Source organism: Microcoleus sp. PH2017_12_PCY_D_A (assembly GCF_020738565.1).
Taxonomy (GTDB): Bacteria; Cyanobacteriota; Cyanobacteriia; order Cyanobacteriales; family Microcoleaceae; genus Microcoleus.
In genome coordinates this window covers 71,256-87,964 of the sequence record NZ_JAEQCI010000064.1, presented here as the reverse complement: position 1 = coordinate 87,964, position 16,709 = coordinate 71,256, and the positions used below count along the sequence as shown (strand labels likewise).

The window sequence follows — 16,709 nt, the reverse complement described above, 5'->3', positions numbered from 1 at the left end:
TCCGATGCCAAGGTCAACGAGATTATCTCCGAGTGCGAGCTCTTAAGCTCGTGAGTATTCCAAAAGCGAGCATCCCGCTTGGTTCCGCGTTCAAAAAGCAAGCTCTTAAGCTCGCACTGCAATCCCCAAAATATGATTCCGATGCCAAGGTCAACGATAGAATTGGTAATTTGGGTGCTATGAGTTATGAAGTGAATTGAATTAACAAAAAAATTAATAATTATCCTGCCTGCCAATTCCTCAATTACCAATTACCAATTACCAATCACCCATTACCAATTACTAAGGACTAAGGACTAATGACTAATGACTCTTCTCTATTTTCGGTTGAAAATCTACGAGTAGCTTATCCTCAGCGGCCAGGCGTATCCGGTTGGGCCGTTGATGGGGTTTCCCTGGCGCTGGAACCGGGGGAAAAACTGGGATTGGTTGGGGAGTCTGGCTGCGGTAAGTCAACTTTGGGACGGGCGGCGATGCGGTTGTTGCCGGATTCGACTTTGGTTGAGGGGCGGGTTGCTTTTGGGGGAGAGTCGGTGTTTGAGATGGATGCTTCGCGCCTCAGACGGTTTCGGGGCGAAGCTGTGGCGTTGATTTTTCAAGATCCGATGACTCGTCTCGATCCTTTGATGACTGTCGGGGAACACTGTATGGAGACTTTGCAGGCTCACAGACCGAATTTGAATCGCAAGGAAGCTAAGCAACGGGCGATCGAGATTTTGGATGCTGTGAAAATTCCGGCGTCTCGCTGGGATCAATTTCCCCACGAATTTAGCGGCGGAATGCGCCAAAGAGTGGCAATTGCTTTGGCTCTTTTGCTCGATCCGAAGTTAATTGTGGCCGACGAACCGACGACGAGTTTGGATGTAACTGTCGCCGCTCAGATTTTGCAGGAATTAACCCGACTTTGCGCTTCCAGGGGAACGGCGATTTTGCTGATTTCTCACGATTTGGCGATGGTGGCTGAGTATTGCGATCGCATTGCGGTGATGTACGGCGGCAAAGTCGTGGAAACTGGGCCGGTGTTGGATGTGTTTGAACGCCCGCAGCACGAATATACTCGATCGCTCCTGAAAGCAGCTTTGCACATTCAAGCTGATTCGGGTAAAGGGTTAACATCGGAGGAAAGAAGGACTGAAGTCCTCACTACAAACTTAACAAATTCACCTCTGTTGACTGTGACGAATTTACAGCAGCACTACAGTTTAGAAAGCAGTTTATTAGATCAATTATTTTCGCGGAACCGCCAGGTAATTAAAGCCGTAGATGGCGTTAGTTTAGAGCTAGAACGGGGAGAAATCCTCGGGCTAGTAGGGGAGTCAGGCTGCGGCAAAAGTACGTTATCTCGCACGATTTTGCGGCTAATTCCCCCCACGGGTGGCAAAGTTGAATTTCAAGGAATAGATATCACGGCTCTCAGTCCCGATGCTGTCAGGAAACACCGCCGCCAAATGCAAATGGTATTTCAAGACCCCCACGCTTGCTTGAATCCGATGATGACAGTCGGGCAAAGTATTGCCGATCCTTTGTTGATTCACAAATTAGCTAATGGAGAAGAAGCTAAAAAACAAGTAATCCAAATGTTAGAGCGGGTGGGTTTGACTCCAGGAGAGGATTTCTTTCGCCGCTATCCGGGGGAACTGTCGGGGGGACAACAGCAGCGGGTTTCCATCGCCAGAGCTTTGATTACTCGGCCGCAACTGATTATTTGTGACGAACCGGTGAGTATGCTGGATGCTAGCGTGCAGACTCAAGTATTAGAGCTGATGTTGGAGTTGAAGCAGGAATTTAATTTGACTTATCTGTTTATTACGCACGATTTGTGGGTGGCGAGATTTTTTTGCGATCGCATTGCTGTAATGAATTCAGGAAAAATTGTGGAAATCGGGAAAACTAGGGATATTTTTACTAATCCGCAGCACCCTTATACTCAGCAGTTATTGCAGGCTGCTCCTTTGCTGGCTAGAACTCAATAAAAATGTATAAAATTGGTGCTATCTGATATCAGTCACGAACTTCTAGATGGATTTCGGAAATTTCTGATTAAATTGGTTACAGTGAAGGGATACTTTTCAAATCATCCCACGGACACCAAGCACATATGGCAAAATCTGACTTAGGCAGTTTTGCGGTGGCATCCGAAGCCTCACTCGCAATCGCAGAGGATGAGGACACCGAGATCGATCGTCCGACGGTAACAAGATCGTCAGCATACAACAGTTGGTCTGCCGACGATCCCGTGGGAGCTTTGTTCAAAGAAATGGCTCGCTATCCTCTACTGAGTGCCACCGAAGAGGTAGAGTTGGCGCGCCGCGTTCAAGAATTGGTAGCACTTCAGGAACTAGAAGAGCGTTTAAAGCAGGAATTGGACAGAGTACCAACAAAAGCTGAAATCGCCGCTGCTTTGGGGGTAAGCGAAACTCAACTACAACAACTCCGCTACCAGTGTCAGTCAGCAAAACGGAAAATGATCAGCTCGAATTTGCGCTTGGTGGTTTCTATCGCCAAACGCTATCTCAATCGGGGCGTACCTTTCCTTGATTTAATACAGGAAGGAGCTTTAGGTTTGAACCGCGCCGCCGAAAAGTTCGATCCTGAGAAGGGTTATAAATTTTCTACCTATGCCTATTGGTGGATTCGCCAAGGAATTACCCGCACCATTGCCAATCAAGGGCGGACAATTCGGTTGCCAGTTCACATTGTCGAACAGTTAAATAAACTCAAAAGAGTTTATCGGGATTTGAAGCGTTCTCTTCAACGCAATCCCACTGAAATTGAACTTGCTAAAGAAATGGAAGTAACTGCCGAACAGCTTCGGTATCTCCAGCAAGTACGCAGACAGTCTCTTTCTCTCAACCACCGCATCGGCACGGAAGAAAGTTCGGAACTTTTGGATGTTATTGAAGATAACGCAACGCAATCTCCCGAAGCTCAGATGAATGAGATGATGATGCGCCAAGATATTTTGGAGGTGTTGGATAATATTTTGACCGAGAGGGAAAAAGAGATTGTTGCGATGCGTTACGGTTTGATCACTGGCGAACCTTACACTTTAGAAGAAGTCAGCAGTTTGTTTAATTTGTCCCGCGAACGAGTCCGTCAAATTCAAAATAAGGCAATGCGAAAGCTGCGCCGCCCTCAAGTGACGGAACGGTTGAAGGGCTGGTTGAAATAAGCTCGAAAACATTGAGTTTGCATTTTGAAAAATCTTAAAGATCGGACGGCGAAGGTCATTCGCGTCTATACAAACATGCACGCGCATTGCCAAGGGTTTAACTGGTTTTAACTGGTTCCAAGGCTCTGCCTTGGAACAAATATTCAGAGGCTCTGCCTTTCATAAAGTAGCGCTAAATATTACCCCCCCAACCCCCCCGCGATTTCGGGGGGGCTAAGACTTCATCCATAGCATATAGGTCAGAAAAATGGTATTACCAGGCTTCTGCCTGGTAAGGAGTAATTTTTGGGATTTTTTATGGATCCGCACCCTACAACTTGGGCGGAGTGAAACTCGGGGTTGTTTGTCTGGTTATTGAAAAATCTAGGTGCGTCGCTATGAGATTGTCGATATATGTATGGGATTTTTAATGGCGACGCACCCTACAAATAATGACTAATGACTAATGACTAATGACTAATGACTAATGACTAATGACTTCTGTTATATTTAATTGTTGATTGTCGCTTACTACTGATTGATTTATGTCTGATGAGGTGATTTTGCGTCCGGCTACCCGCGCCGATGTGCCGGTGCTGTTTGATTTGATTGAGGCTTTAGCTGAGTACGAAAAGTTATCTCACGCGGTAACAGGTAATGCGGTTGATTTGGAAAATCATTTGTTTGGCGATCGCCCTTTTGCTGAAGCAATTCTAGCAGAATGCGAAGATCGGATTGTCGGCTGGGCGCTATTTTTTTACAATTATTCTACTTTTTTGACTCAGCCGGGGATTTATTTGGAGGATTTGTTTGTGCTTCCTGAGTTTCGCGGGCGCGGAATTGGTAAGTCTTTGATTGTTTATTTGGCGCGGTTGACGGTGGAAAGGGGCTGCGGGCGCTTGGAGTGGAGTGTGCTTGATTGGAATGAATTGGCGATCGGATTTTACAAGGGAATCGGTGCTGATGTGATGCCCGACTGGCGGATTTGCCGGGTGGCGGGCGAGTCTTTGGCGAGTTTGGCCTCGAAGTAATTTTATCAGTTGGCGATCGCGCTCCGACTCTCATAAACGACTCTCAGAAACCGGGTTTTTTGGTGAATCTGCCGTCTGTAACGGGTATTTTCGCGAACAACCCGGTTTCTGGGCACCTCGCGGGTCAATTTTTTGTTGCGTAAATCCTAGTAAATAATTGGCAAAAATATAGGAAAATTTAACTAACAGTAGATTTTGACTGAGAGAGCAGATCGTGATTATTTGGGTAAACGAGCAAATCGATCCGTCGGGTATTCTTTATGCTTGCATTGCTTGTGGCGATGAGACTCAAGCGAAGCAATGCCACGAATCTTTTGAGCAGAATTTGACGGCAGAGCAAAAAGAACAGGGCTGGGTTGCTACATTGCGAACTGTTACTTCTTGGGATGAGGTGCCTGTTAATTCTTTGAAATTGAATTGATCGGCACAATCTAATCAGCAGATTTAGTCTCGCCGTGTTTCGGTGTCAAGGAAAGGACAGGAAAACACAGCACATCTGTTCGGAAAATGTAAGACAAATCCTTAGCCCAGCACGCCCCTACGGGGGCTGGGCTAAGGATAAATCGCTTTTTTCCAAGGGGTTTGGGCTTTACTATTAATCAATAGAGACATTTCAAATTGTCAAGTTAAGTTTTTATGATTGAGACATTATTTCACGCTTATACGCCTCTAGTTATCTGGACAGGCTTGGGACTGCTGCTGTTTCGGTACATCCCAGTTGATTTTCCCAAGCTGCTGAGCCGCTTTCTGTTCTGGATTGGGATACCGCTGCAAATTGCAGTTTTAGCCCGTCAGAGCGATTTTTCCGGTGCTGTGGGATTCACGCCCGCGATCGCCATATTCGTATTATTTGTCAGTACGAGTTTAGCTTGGTTGACTTGGGTGTTATTGCGGCGGGTGAGCGCCCGCCACGTCAAAAAGCCATATTTTGAGGGCAAACATTCTTTAGTTAATTTATTTCTATTAAATGTAAATTCATTGACGCGATCGAGCCAAGGTAGTTTTATCCTAGCTGCAATGTTAGGCAATACCGGCTTTGTCGGATTAGCAATCACCCCCGCCATCATCAGCAGCGATAACAACAACTGGGCAGTCTTGTACAGCGTCACCAACAACGTGATCGGAAGTTACGGATTCGGTGTATTTCTTGCTAGCTATTTCGGGCATTCCGACGAAAAAAATCACTGGTGGATTCAGCTTCGTGACGTGCTGACAGTTCCCGCTCTCTGGGCATTTATCATAGGTTTTTTTACGAGAAGTATCCCCCTACCCGAGACAGTAGAATCGGGATTGCAGGCGGCAGTTTTCGGGGTAATTGCTAGTGCTTTGCTGCTGGTTGGTATCCGCCTGAGATCTATTAAAACATGGCAAAGTTTTGAACTAGCGTTAATCCCGTCGCTGTTAAAAGTAGTAATTGTGCCGGTGCTGATCGGATTGGGTGCTAGTTTTTTTGGATTGAGCGGCGATCCGAGGTTCGTGTTGGTATTGATGTCGGGAACGCCCACGGCTCTTTCGGTGCTGATTTTAGCAGAAATATATGAACTCGATCGCGATTTGTTAGCTAGCAGCATCGCCCTCACTTCTGTCGGTTTGCTGCTGATGCTTCCCTTGTGGTTAGCTGGGTTTAGTTGACTGTTGGACGATCGCGTGGGGCGCGTGGGAATTAGAAACCGGGTTTCTTTTCAAAATCTCGGTAAGGATGCGTAAATAATCGCTCTAACCCGGTTTCTTGGAGTCTGTGAGAAGTCAGAAACCGGGTGGGTCGCCGCCCTTAAATCCTCAATGAAAATCGACAATCGATGAGCGACGCACCTTACTCTCAGGGTGAGCGCAAACAAACCAAAAACAATGATTGTTGCAAGAGTTTTGATAATTATTATAATATAGAAATAACTTCTAGGAAGTTAGAGGCATGACAAGCATATCCGACGAACAAACAGTTATCATCCGTACAGAAAGAGGACTGACGATCGCAGGTACGCGCATCACGATCTACGACATCATGGACTATGTAACGGCTCAATACCCGCCTAAGTTTATCAGGGGATTGTTTGACCTTACAGAAGAACAAATTAACGCGGCTTTAGCTTATATTGAGGCAAATCGCGCTGATGTTGAAGCTGAGTATCAAATGGTGCTTAAGAAAAAGGAGATTGCTTTAATATGTTAACTAAATACATCCAAGCTGCCATGAAGCAAGCTAAGTATGAAATTTTCCCTGATGATGGGACTTTCTACGGAGAAATTCCTATCTGTGAGGGAGTCTATGCAAATGCTGTAACTCTCGAAGCTTGTCGAGAAGAATTGCAAGAGGTATTGGAAGACTGGATCTTACTTAGTCTCACAATGAATCTTTCTTTACCTGTCCTTGATAATATCGACCTTACAGTTACCAAGGAAGTTGCCTGATGCCTCCTTTAAAACCAGTCAAACGTCGAGACTTAATTTATTACCTGAAACAACTGGGATTTGACGGCCCCTATTCGGGAAAAAGGCATCAGTTTATGTTAAAAGATAACCTTCGCGTCACCGATCATTATTTTTTTAGGCTCCATTTACAATGTTAATCGTGCTAAGCTCTGACGCTTTACTAATTACTTTTTGTCGCAACTTTTCAGGAGTTAAGTTATTGGGATTTCCTCCTGTTTCATTCCATAATTCAATGCCTAACTTGATTGCGTTGGTATCCTTAAAGTCTAAATTGAATTTCCCTAAATCATTTAAACTTGCAGCAGATTGTAGCACGAAGTCAGAATACCCAACAGCTTTTCCAACGTAACCATAGTGAATATTTGACCATATATCATAGAAAAACTCACGATCGCTATTCCCCCAGACAGGATAATAAACATCATTTGAAGCTCTCAACTTTAATTTATCGTCTAATTTCCACTTATGATCCCATTCTCCATTGTCACGAACTTTATTTACCCATAGACCATCAGCCGTGCCTTGAGATGCAGGATTCCACCATTCATTTTTCAAGCGTTTTATGTTTTTAACATAATCACTTGAAGCATTATTTTTCATCTCTTCGTACATATATTGAAGAGTTGAATCACCATCTGCATAATTCAATCCGCCGCGATTTTTATCCCAACCATTATCCCAGGAAAAATCAAAAGACGCAGCACCTTCGTTTTCAAAAACATAAGCCCAAACATAATGATTGCCACTGGTGGTAGGCGTAAAACTATATTCCTTAAAAGTCTTATAGTTGTCATTATTATTGTAAGCATACTCCCATTGATTCATAAAACTCTTCCAATTTTCTCCATCGGGACTCACAAATAAATAAAATCCATCATCGGCTTTGACTCGAAACTTATAGGTTTTATTGGCATCAAAGTAAGAGTAATTCCACATTCCAGCAATGAACTTGTCCGAACGTCCCAGGATTGATCCGGTTCCCCAGTCTACATTTACACCATTTAATCGATCATTACGCTTGGGCAAAGTAGTATCTCCTACTTTATTCCAATTCCAGTCCCAAACAGCCGTTGTCCACGCTGAGGCTGATGTTTCGACTAAAATAGGCTGTCCATTGGGACTGATAGTAACTTGGTCATTTTCAGATTTTAAAGTCAAAACATCAGCCGGACTCAAATTAGTTCCTCGAACCAAAGCTGAAAAAATTTCTCCTTCATCTCCTACAGAATCGATTGCATTGACACGAGAATCAACGGAATGACCGATTTCTTCAAGAAGGACACTAGCGATCGCGTCAGGATTATTGGCATTTCGCAGCAGGAAATCTTCAGAAATGTAAAGTGTATTTGTTAGAACATCAAAAGCGCCATTATAGCCGTTGATATCTTTAAGTGAAAGAATTTCAATTTGAGGTAAAAATTGACCATTAGATAAGTTTTGAATTAAAGATGTAGCAGAGTCTAAATCAATTCTTTCTCCAAAAGCGATAGTCATCTTTTCAGAAAAAGCAGGCTCATTAACAAACTTTTTAAGTTGACCGAGCACAGTTTGCCAACCCGAGGTTAATATTGCATTAATATCCGGCTCTAAAGAACTGTTAAATCGATTGCTTGAAACATAGTTACTAGCAACTAAATCTGCGAATTGTAAAGCAGGAAAAGTCGGAAATACAGGTATTTGAGGAATGTTGGGCTGTTCAGGGAATACAGTTTTAGCTGGAGTATCTTGAGGCAGAGAAGAAACAGGCGAAACAATTTGTCTTCCTTCTCTCGCACCATAATTAATTAAGTGGTCAAACAACTGTTCCCCTGTGGTCAATCCGACAGTCTTTAACTCTGGATTAGCAGCACCATAAAAGTTTAAATCAACCTTGGGAGAGAAGCGACGTTTTTCATTAATGCCATAAGTAATTAAATGGTCAAGTAACTCTTTGGGATTTTTCAAACCGATAGCCGCTAAGTCTGGATTCACTGCGGCATAAAAATCCAAGTCAACATAAGGCGAAAAGCTCCGCCCTTCATTCACACCAAACTGACGGAACTGGTTCAATAATTGTTCTGGATTTACCAAACCTGCCGCTTGTAAATCAGGATTCATTTTGGAGTAGTAGCCAGCATCAAAAACTTTAGATAGTTCAAACATGATATGACAAGTAATACTTTTATCAAGGAAGGTAAGTCTTGCTTCAGTCAGCTTAGTTTATTACGCAAAAATATTACAACTCTAAAAAGTACGATAAAGTCAGGAATTTTTTGATTTTCTAGCTAATAAGGTATGATTGCGTTGTCAAGGTACGGAAAAGTATGATAAATTAAGATAACCTTAAGCTATACTTCAACTCAAACTCAGCCTATGAATAGTGAGGAACTCTTACAGTGGGCGGATGACATTGTATTTGCCAAAGCTGAAAAACACCTGGATTCTCTGCAAATGGCTATCCTAGAAGGGGCTTGGCAAGGATTAAAATATGAAGAACTTGCTAAAAAATGCCATCGCAGTAAGTCCCATGTTAAAAATATAGCTGCCGAATTATGGCAGACTTTATCAGATATGTTAGGAGAAGATATCAACAAGGTGAATGTTCGCTCTATTTTAGAAAGAAAAGCATTATCTACCATTTACAATTATGGTCACTCTTCACAGATTGTTAGTAGTAACATTAATAGTCGTATCAATATCTGTGCAGAAAACCGACAATATCCAGAAGATACTAAAGAGCGATCGCCCTTTCCCCCAAATTCTCCCCAAAATAAAAGTCAATCCCCAATCATCAATTTAACCGACGCACCCGAATTAACAAGCTTTTACGATCGCACCTCAGAACTCTCCACCCTCAAACAATGGATTTCACAAGCCCACACCCGCTTGATTACCGTCTACGGCTTAAGCGGAATTGGCAAAAGTGCGATCGCCCTCAAACTCATCGAACAAACTCAAACTCAATTTGATTATACTATTTGGTTAAGCCTCGCTGACACACCCACACTTTCAACCCTCCAAACCGAACTCAAGCAATTTTTTGGGCGATCGCCACAACCCCCATTACCCACAGTCATCGATTATTTTCGATCTTCTCGCTGTTTAGTAATCCTTGATGACGTACAGAATATTTTTAAAAGCAGTCAATTAGCAGGTCAATATTTAGCAGGCTATGAAGACTATGGCAAATTTTTAAAACAAATTGCCACATCCTCTCATCAGAGTTGTTTAATCCTCCTCAGTTGGGAAAAACCCAGAGAAATCACTACTTTAGAAGCAGTAAACCGACCCGCACGAACCTTACACCTCAAAGGCTTAGGAGAACAAGCCGCAGAAATTATCAGAGAAAAAGAATTGACAGATGAGGAAAAATGGTCAGACTTAATCGCCCTTTATCAAGGTCATCCTTCCTGGTTAAATATCATAGCTTCAACAATCTTAGAATTATTTGACGGTAGCGTTTCCCGGTTTTTAGCAGATAAAAATGATATCTATTTAGGTGATTTAGAGCCATTTTTAGAATCTCAATTAGAGCGTTTATCGGAGTCAGAAAAAAAGGTAGGCTACTGGTTGGCCACTCAAGATGAAGCTGTAGATATTTCACAACAACCTGCTGACAGTGAATTATCCAAATCTGAATTGTGGCAAGCCATACAATCTTTAGCACGGCGCGGCTTAGTGGAAAAAGTGTTAGTAGGAGTGCGATCGAAGTTTCAGATTAATCCTGTATTTAAAGCATATATTCAATCTCATGCCAATTTAATATGAAGTAGCATATATTTCGATCCCCCTAAATCCCCCTTAATAAGGGGAGTAGGGGTTGACTTTGACCACCCTCTTGTCCCCCCCTTATTAAGGGGGGTTAGGGGGGATCGGATTCTATGCAGCCTCATAAAAGATTGGTATAAATAACATTCCACCCCTTTATTTCTTAGTCCGCGGAGGCGGACGAAAGTTTGTATAGACGCGGTTTCAACCGCCGGGTTTATATAATAGCAGTTTCAACTAAATCATCGATCGCATAAAAGCATTCACCGCATCATATTGGTCGGCCATCCGCGAATAAAACTCGATCGATCGCAAATCCAAATCCGGCAAAAGTTCGCTCTTACTCACCAACTCATATCCCGTTGGACGCAAACAATAAACCGAAATTACCCCATCCTCCCAAAACCAAACCTCCTGCACTCCCACACGACGATAGATTTCCAGCGTATCAATTCCACCACTCGTCACTGTTATCTCGATCGCCAAATCTGGAACCGACTTGCGCGTACCCAAACAATAAGACTCATCTGGTTCCTTCCGTGCACCCAACTCCTTCATCCCGATAGTTGTACTACCACGGGCGTAGAAACGAATTTCCTTCGTCCGCATATAAATCTCTAAAACCTGACCTAAAGTTTTTTTAGGTTCTTCATGAGCATCAGATAAAGGAGCCATAATTTCTAAACACCCATCCAAATAAGTTAAGCGCGCCCCAGTTTGGGCCAAATCTGCATCCAACTTTTCCAGAGTCTCCCATGTCACGTTTGACAGGAAAGCCGCACCTGTACCCAATCCTGCTTTAGAAATTGCGACAACCATCTGACTTACCTTTTACGATCGCTTTTCCATATTAGCGAATATTAGCTAAAGTTTCAAATTAGATTGCTCTAAAATTTCGCAGTACAATGAACAATAACTGCACGGGAAACGACGATGAACGAGACAAAAACTGCTACAGGTTTGCCTCCTGCATTCCCAGATCATACCCAACTGCCAGAGGAAGACGGTACCTTTGTGAAGAATTTTCAGGAGCATCCCCAGAGTATCATTCTGACAGATTCGATCGGGCCGGTTGTAGAGCGGCTGCATCCAGACGGACAATATGCGATCGGGCAAGATTGCGGCATTTACTGGCGAGAAACTGACCCGCCAGAGCGAGGCGCAGAAGCACCGGATTGGTTTTACGTACCCAACGTACCGCCAACAATCGACGGTTATCGCCGTTCTTATGTACTTTGGCGGGAACACATGGCTCCGTTCATTGCTTTAGAGTTTGCTAGCGGGAATGGAGATGAAGAGCGCGATCGCACTCCGCTTGCTGTGGCCGCTGACGGTACAACGACTAAACCGGGTAAGTTTTGGGTTTACGAAAGAATTATCCGCATTCCTTACTACGGCATTTATGAAATTAAAACGGGCAATTTAGAAGTCTATCACCTGATAGATTTTGTCTATCGCAGGATCGAGCCAAACGAACGCGGTCACTATCCCATTCCTTTATTAGATGTAGAATTGGGACTTTGGCAGGGAAGTTATCAAAATCAAGAAATGCTTTGGCTGCGGTGGTGGGATTCCCAGGGGAATTTGCTGTTAATTGGCTCCGAACAAGTTGAAATTGAGCGGGCTAGAGTCGAACAAGCAGAGCGAAAAGCCGAACAAGCAGAGCGAAAAGCCGAACAAGCAGAACGAAAAGCCGCTCAGTTAGCCGATCGACTGCGAGCAATGGGCATCGAGATCGATGCTGAGGATTGAGATCGAATCTGATGGCCTCGGAGTTATACTGAGCGTGCGATCGTCATTTCTGGCGACAGATTGCGAAATTTGGCCGCCAAACAACTCAAAAGCCGAAAAAGTTTGAATTGGTTTTACCGGGACTGAGGAACAGACAGCAGAGTTAGTGCGATCGTTCCCCGAACAAGGATGAACAATTGCTGAATTTTCCTCGGTTATATAAAAACTAGAAGATATTTCGATCGAACTCAGCTACCAGCAAACAGCTTTGGTGGCTAGAAACCGGGTTTTTTCACGATAATTATTCGCTCTCACCCACATTAGGTAAAAAACCCGGTTTCTTTGAGGTTGATGCGTCCAAGACCGAGCTTGAGAGCGAACAGAAACAGTCAACAATCCTATCTATCTATTCCCCGATGACAAACTCAGTTTTGATCGATCGTTTAGGTAACTGGAATCCGCAACTGCTGCGGGAACTTCGCGGTAGACTCAAACCCCAAACAGTCATTGCAGCGGTCTCGTGTTCGGTCATCTTCCAAATTATTTTACTGCTGATTATCTCGTCAAATTCCGGCTCCGTCCCAGAAATCGGCTGGCTGCGCTTGTGGCAAATCATCACTTGGATGCTCCCCTACGTGACATTTACCCTCGGCAGTTATTGGATTGTCAATGACATCGGACAGGAACAGAAACGGGGAACTTTCAATTTTATTCGCCTGAGTCCGTGTCCGGCGTGGCAGATTCTGCTGGGTAAAATGCTGGGCGTTCCCGTACTGCTGTATATTTTCTTAGGGCTGATGGTTCCCCTGCACTGCTTGGCCGGCTTGCAAGCGGGGGTTTCGCTGCCCCTGATTGCCAGCGTCTATCTGATGCTCCCGCTGGGATGTGCTATCTGCTACAGCGCAGTGATGCTCTGCGGGCTGCTAAGTGAAACACAGAGAATGGGGAACCCACCAGAGGCAACAGCCTTTGGAATTGCGGCGATCGCCTGTTGCGCGATCGCGCCATTGTACATGAGCTGGAACACCGCCATCACATGGCGGCCGCTGTTGGCGAATTCAGAAATATTCGGACACCAACATCCTGTTGTTTCGTGGTTTTTGCTCCCGATTAACAACATAGGTTTGGTATCTCACACTTTTAGTTTAGCGGTGTTAGGCACTACTGCGTTTGTGCTGTGGCGAATATTGTTGCGGAATTTCAACAAACCTCGATCGACTGCGATCGGCAAACGGCAAAGTTATGCCATTTTAGCTGGTGTAGAAATTCTCGCTCTAGGCTTTTTCCTACCCGCAAGCTTGGTGGATGCCAATAACGCCACATTGTCAGCTATCTTTATGTACGTTTTGACCGTTATCCTGCTGCTGGTTTTAATGTTGGCGATCTGCCCTCAACGCCAAGCTTTATTAGAGTGGGTACGCTACGATTCTCCGGGCTGGCAAAGCTTAATTTGGTCCGATCGAAGCCCTCTGTTGCTGGCTGTTGTTATCCATCTACTCGTAGCAAGTGCGCTGTTAGTACCTTGGGTATTTTGGATAAGTATCGGCACTAAAAAACTTGTAGAAACAGGTTTTTTAGTTCTATGTACGACGAATACGATCTTAATTTACGCCACCTTCGTCCAACAAGTTTGTGCGACGAAAATTCGCAATCCAATGGCGTGGGCGATCTGTGGATTGAGCATTTGGTCGATCGCTGCTCCCCTAATGCTCCGATCTTGGGAACTCATGCCCGATCGCATTCCTGCAACCGCCGCACTTTGGACGCTATTCGGCTATGGGTTTTGGCAGTTCGACAAACCAACAGCAATATCTTTTGTGGGATTGGGAATCCTTGCTCAATGGCTGTTTCTGGCATTTCTGCTGAGGAGATTTCAGAAAAATATGCTGAAATTAAAAGCAGGAACTTAGTGCAATTTTAGATTTTAGATTTTAGATTTTGGATTGGGAAAGAGCGCGATTCGAGTTCTATACTAGGGCAATCCCAATTATTTCGCACAAATCGTAAGTCTGACGCACCTTCCTTCTAGTCACAAACCACAAAGCTTATGGAAACCAAACCACCTCTACCGCCCTTTACGCTGGAAACAGCAAAAGCCAAAGTTCAAGCCGCCGAAGATGCCTGGAATAGTCGCGATCCAGAACGAGTAGCCCTAGCTTATACAGAAGATTCTCAGTGGAGAAACCGCGCCGAATTCTTCAGCGGACGGGAACAAATCAAAGCTTTCTTAACACGAAAATGGGCAAAAGAACTAGATTACCGTTTAAAGAAAGAACTGTGGAGTTTTACAGACAATCGAATTTCTGTTCGTTTCGAGTATGAATGGCACGATGATTCGGGCTATTGGTATCGCGCCTACGGAAACGAACAGTGGGAATTTGCAGAAAATGGGTTAATGCGAAGACGTGAAGCCAGCATCAACGATGTTCCAATTCAAGAGTCTGAACGGAAGTTTAGATAGAAGTTATTTGTGAGTTTGTAGGCGCAGGTTTGTAGTAAGGACTTTAGTCCTGATTGACTAAACGCTAGAGAGAGGACTAAAGTCCGAACGATCGAAGGATAGGTTTGTAGTAAGGACTTTAGTCCTGATTAACTAAACGCTAGAGAGAGGACTAANNNACTAAAGTCCGAACGATCGAAGGATAGGTTTGTAGTAAGGACTTTAGTCCTGATTAACTAAACGCTAGAGAGAGGACTAAAGTCCGAACGATCGAAGGAAAGACGCTAAATTTTCTAACTTCCTCAATCGGTAAGCAAACTAGGAGAAGTGATCACAAAAACATCCCTAGTTCCCACCCCTTCCACTTCCGGTTTAATCGGCGTAGTAAAGTGGAAAAACTCGTGGTCATTCACCAACAGCAATTCCCCCGGATGCAGAATTTTATTAAAAACAGGCTTCTCTTTTTTCGCCAAATACAAATGCGTTTCCCCGCCCACAATATTAGTGCGATCGACCGAGAAAATCCCGATAAAATCAGTACCGTCTTGGTGAATGCCTTCCGGTGCGGGGTTGCCGAAATTGTGCGGCGAACAACTCGTCCTGATTTGATGCACTCCGATTTCGGCTTCTGGGTGAATTTTGCAGGAGTCGAAGAAGGCAAAAATCAGTTGTTTGAAATTATCGAGGGCGATGAGCCGATCGTCCAATTCAGCAAATTCCCGCCGGATGTCCCCCACCACCGGATTGTACTCTTTACTTTGAAACAAATAGCCGTGAGGCAACTTAACTAACTCATTCCCGTTCACGACAAACCGCGACAATCTTCTGGAACGATACTTGCCTTTAATATAAGGATCGACAGGCATATCGTTAAAAAATGGCTTGAAACCTTCTAGCTTAATCGAGTTTACCTTTTTGAAAGTAAACATGAAAGCATAGTCCAAATGAATGGATTCTAATACGGTTTTCATGGATTATTCTCCGTTAAGCCTTGCTCCCCTCCTAAGTTTTGCCTTGAGGAGGTGTATGCTTCTACTCTAGCTCAGGTTTTTTGAATGTGTCGTAAAAAATATTACAAAATTTGCAAAGATATCGTAAAGAAGGAAGTTCGGCAACGGATTGTGTAACGGATGTAACGGATGGATGCTCTAGGTAAGAAGGCAGAGGGAAGAGTATTTGTAGGGTGTGTCGCCATTAACAATCCCTTGCATTAAATCGACAATCTAATGGAAGCATTTACAGTGCTGTCGTTCCGCTCAAAAAAGGTTCGTAGTACGGACTTCAGTCCGCTCTTTAAAAAATGTTTATTGCAAAACTGAGATGCTCCCGACGCACCTTCAGAGGCCTGTGGAAACAAACCAAAAACTTGTTTTGTAGCGCAATTTTTGATAAATGACATTAACTGCGCACTGCTTTGACTAGGGACTGACAGGCCCGCAGGAAGACGGCAACATCGACCCCAACTGCAACGTACTGAACGCCAGCATCCATCCACTGCTTGGCGATTTCGGGGTTTTCGGCAAAAGTACCCGCCGCTTTCCCTGCTTTGCGGATGGTTTGCACTGCTTCCTGCATCATGTCGATGACTCGGCGATCGCGAACTTGGCCCGGAATGCCGATCGACTGTGACAGATCGTAAGGCCCCAAAAAAATCACATCAATATGAGGGACAGTCACAATTTCCGCCAAGTTGTCGATGCCGCCTTTACCTTCGACATGAACCACAACTAAAGATTCTTCGTTGAGTTTGTCAGTGATATTTGTACCTGCGGCAGTATAAAGTCCCGCCCGCGTAGCGAAGGAAAGGCCCCGCGCGCCCAGAGGACTGTATTTAGCGCTTTTTACAGCAATTTCGGCATCGATTTTGCTTTCAATTTGAGGTATTTGAACCCCTGCGCTGCCGATGTCGAGAGCTCGTTGAATTTGCGGCCCGTCGTTTTTGCGGACGCGGACGATGGGTGCAATGCCGGCGCAGTCGGCGGCGCGGCACAAATCTTCAGCAGCAAGCGGATGTAAGGGGCCGTGTTCCATATCGATGACGGCAAAATCAAATCCAGCGTGACCGCAGATTTCGATGAATGCGGGATAGGCGCAGTTCATGAATAAGCCGAGGACTGTTTCGCCTTGTTTGATTTTTTGTTTGAGTTCGTTTTGACGCATAAGTTTGGATTTTTTAACC

Annotated in this window: 16 protein-coding genes; 12 read left to right on the top strand and 4 right to left on the bottom strand. The window is 44.4% G+C overall.

The features are described from left to right. The 8 genes from JGK39_RS19470 to JGK39_RS19435 all read left to right on the top strand — a co-directional run. The coding region (locus JGK39_RS19470; RefSeq protein WP_293250513.1) for a hypothetical protein at positions 1 to 200 on the top strand (200 nt) is incomplete at its 5' end. 99 nt (positions 201 to 299) lie between these two features. After that, a complete protein-coding gene (locus tag JGK39_RS19465) occupies positions 300 to 1,973 on the top strand; it encodes an ABC transporter ATP-binding protein (RefSeq protein ID WP_293250510.1) in 1,674 nt (557 codons plus the stop codon). 125 nt (positions 1,974 to 2,098) lie between these two features. Beyond that, the gene (locus tag JGK39_RS19460) at positions 2,099 to 3,172 is read left to right on the top strand and encodes an RNA polymerase sigma factor, RpoD/SigA family (protein WP_293250507.1); all 1,074 of its coding nucleotides are present in this window, start codon (positions 2,099 to 2,101) and stop codon (positions 3,170 to 3,172) included. A gap of 524 nt (positions 3,173 to 3,696) precedes the next feature. Further along, positions 3,697 to 4,182 carry a GNAT family N-acetyltransferase gene (locus JGK39_RS19455; protein WP_293296353.1) on the top strand — a complete coding sequence of 162 codons (486 nt, stop codon included), beginning with the start codon at positions 3,697 to 3,699 and terminating at the stop codon, positions 4,180 to 4,182. Positions 4,183 to 4,396: 214 nt separating this feature from the next. After that, positions 4,397 to 4,603 (top strand): glycogen debranching protein, encoded by a 207-nt coding sequence (locus tag JGK39_RS19450; protein WP_293296355.1) that lies wholly within the window; start codon positions 4,397 to 4,399, stop codon positions 4,601 to 4,603. 215 nt (positions 4,604 to 4,818) lie between these two features. After that, on the top strand, positions 4,819 to 5,814 hold the full coding sequence (locus tag JGK39_RS19445) for an AEC family transporter (protein ID WP_293296357.1): 996 nt from the start codon (positions 4,819 to 4,821) through the stop codon (positions 5,812 to 5,814). Positions 5,815 to 6,094: 280 nt separating this feature from the next. Further along, positions 6,095 to 6,352, top strand: coding sequence for a DUF433 domain-containing protein (locus JGK39_RS19440; RefSeq protein ID WP_366048855.1), 258 nt, complete (start codon positions 6,095 to 6,097; stop codon positions 6,350 to 6,352). Next, on the top strand, positions 6,346 to 6,591 hold the full coding sequence (locus JGK39_RS19435; protein WP_293250492.1) for a type II toxin-antitoxin system HicB family antitoxin: 246 nt from the start codon (positions 6,346 to 6,348) through the stop codon (positions 6,589 to 6,591). The genes JGK39_RS19440 and JGK39_RS19435 overlap by 7 nt, the downstream gene beginning before the upstream one ends. Before the next feature lie 135 nt (positions 6,592 to 6,726). Here the strand turns inward: JGK39_RS19435 and JGK39_RS19430 are convergent, their stop codons facing one another. Continuing rightward, positions 6,727 to 8,754: a polymorphic toxin type 44 domain-containing protein gene (locus JGK39_RS19430; protein ID WP_293296358.1), complete on the bottom strand. Its 2,028-nt coding sequence runs from the start codon at positions 8,752 to 8,754 to the stop codon at positions 6,727 to 6,729. Positions 8,755 to 8,964: 210 nt separating this feature from the next. Between JGK39_RS19430 and JGK39_RS19425 the strand changes: the two genes are divergently transcribed. Then, a complete protein-coding gene (locus JGK39_RS19425) occupies positions 8,965 to 10,359 on the top strand; it encodes an ATP-binding protein (protein WP_293296360.1) in 1,395 nt (464 codons plus the stop codon). A gap of 237 nt (positions 10,360 to 10,596) precedes the next feature. On the opposite strand, the gene JGK39_RS19420 is transcribed toward JGK39_RS19425, so the two are convergent. Further along, a complete protein-coding gene (locus JGK39_RS19420) occupies positions 10,597 to 11,178 on the bottom strand; it encodes a Uma2 family endonuclease (protein WP_293296362.1) in 582 nt (193 codons plus the stop codon). A gap of 114 nt (positions 11,179 to 11,292) precedes the next feature. On the opposite strand from JGK39_RS19420, the gene JGK39_RS19415 reads away from it, so the two are divergent. From JGK39_RS19415 to JGK39_RS19405, 3 genes are all read left to right on the top strand, one after another. Continuing rightward, a complete protein-coding gene (locus JGK39_RS19415; protein ID WP_293296364.1) occupies positions 11,293 to 12,111 on the top strand; it encodes a Uma2 family endonuclease in 819 nt (272 codons plus the stop codon). 395 nt (positions 12,112 to 12,506) lie between these two features. Continuing rightward, positions 12,507 to 14,000 (top strand): hypothetical protein, encoded by a 1,494-nt coding sequence (locus JGK39_RS19410; protein ID WP_293296366.1) that lies wholly within the window; start codon positions 12,507 to 12,509, stop codon positions 13,998 to 14,000. Between the two features lie 137 nt (positions 14,001 to 14,137). Next, complete coding sequence (locus tag JGK39_RS19405) at positions 14,138 to 14,551, top strand: nuclear transport factor 2 family protein (protein WP_293250471.1); 414 nt, start codon at positions 14,138 to 14,140, stop codon at positions 14,549 to 14,551. A gap of 281 nt (positions 14,552 to 14,832) precedes the next feature. Here the strand turns inward: JGK39_RS19405 and JGK39_RS19400 are convergent, their stop codons facing one another. After that, positions 14,833 to 15,501: a 2OG-Fe dioxygenase family protein gene (locus tag JGK39_RS19400; protein ID WP_293250468.1), complete on the bottom strand. Its 669-nt coding sequence runs from the start codon at positions 15,499 to 15,501 to the stop codon at positions 14,833 to 14,835. Positions 15,502 to 15,928: 427 nt separating this feature from the next. Next, positions 15,929 to 16,690: an aldolase/citrate lyase family protein gene (locus JGK39_RS19395; protein WP_293250465.1), complete on the bottom strand. Its 762-nt coding sequence runs from the start codon at positions 16,688 to 16,690 to the stop codon at positions 15,929 to 15,931. Positions 16,691 to 16,709 lie beyond the last annotated feature (19 nt).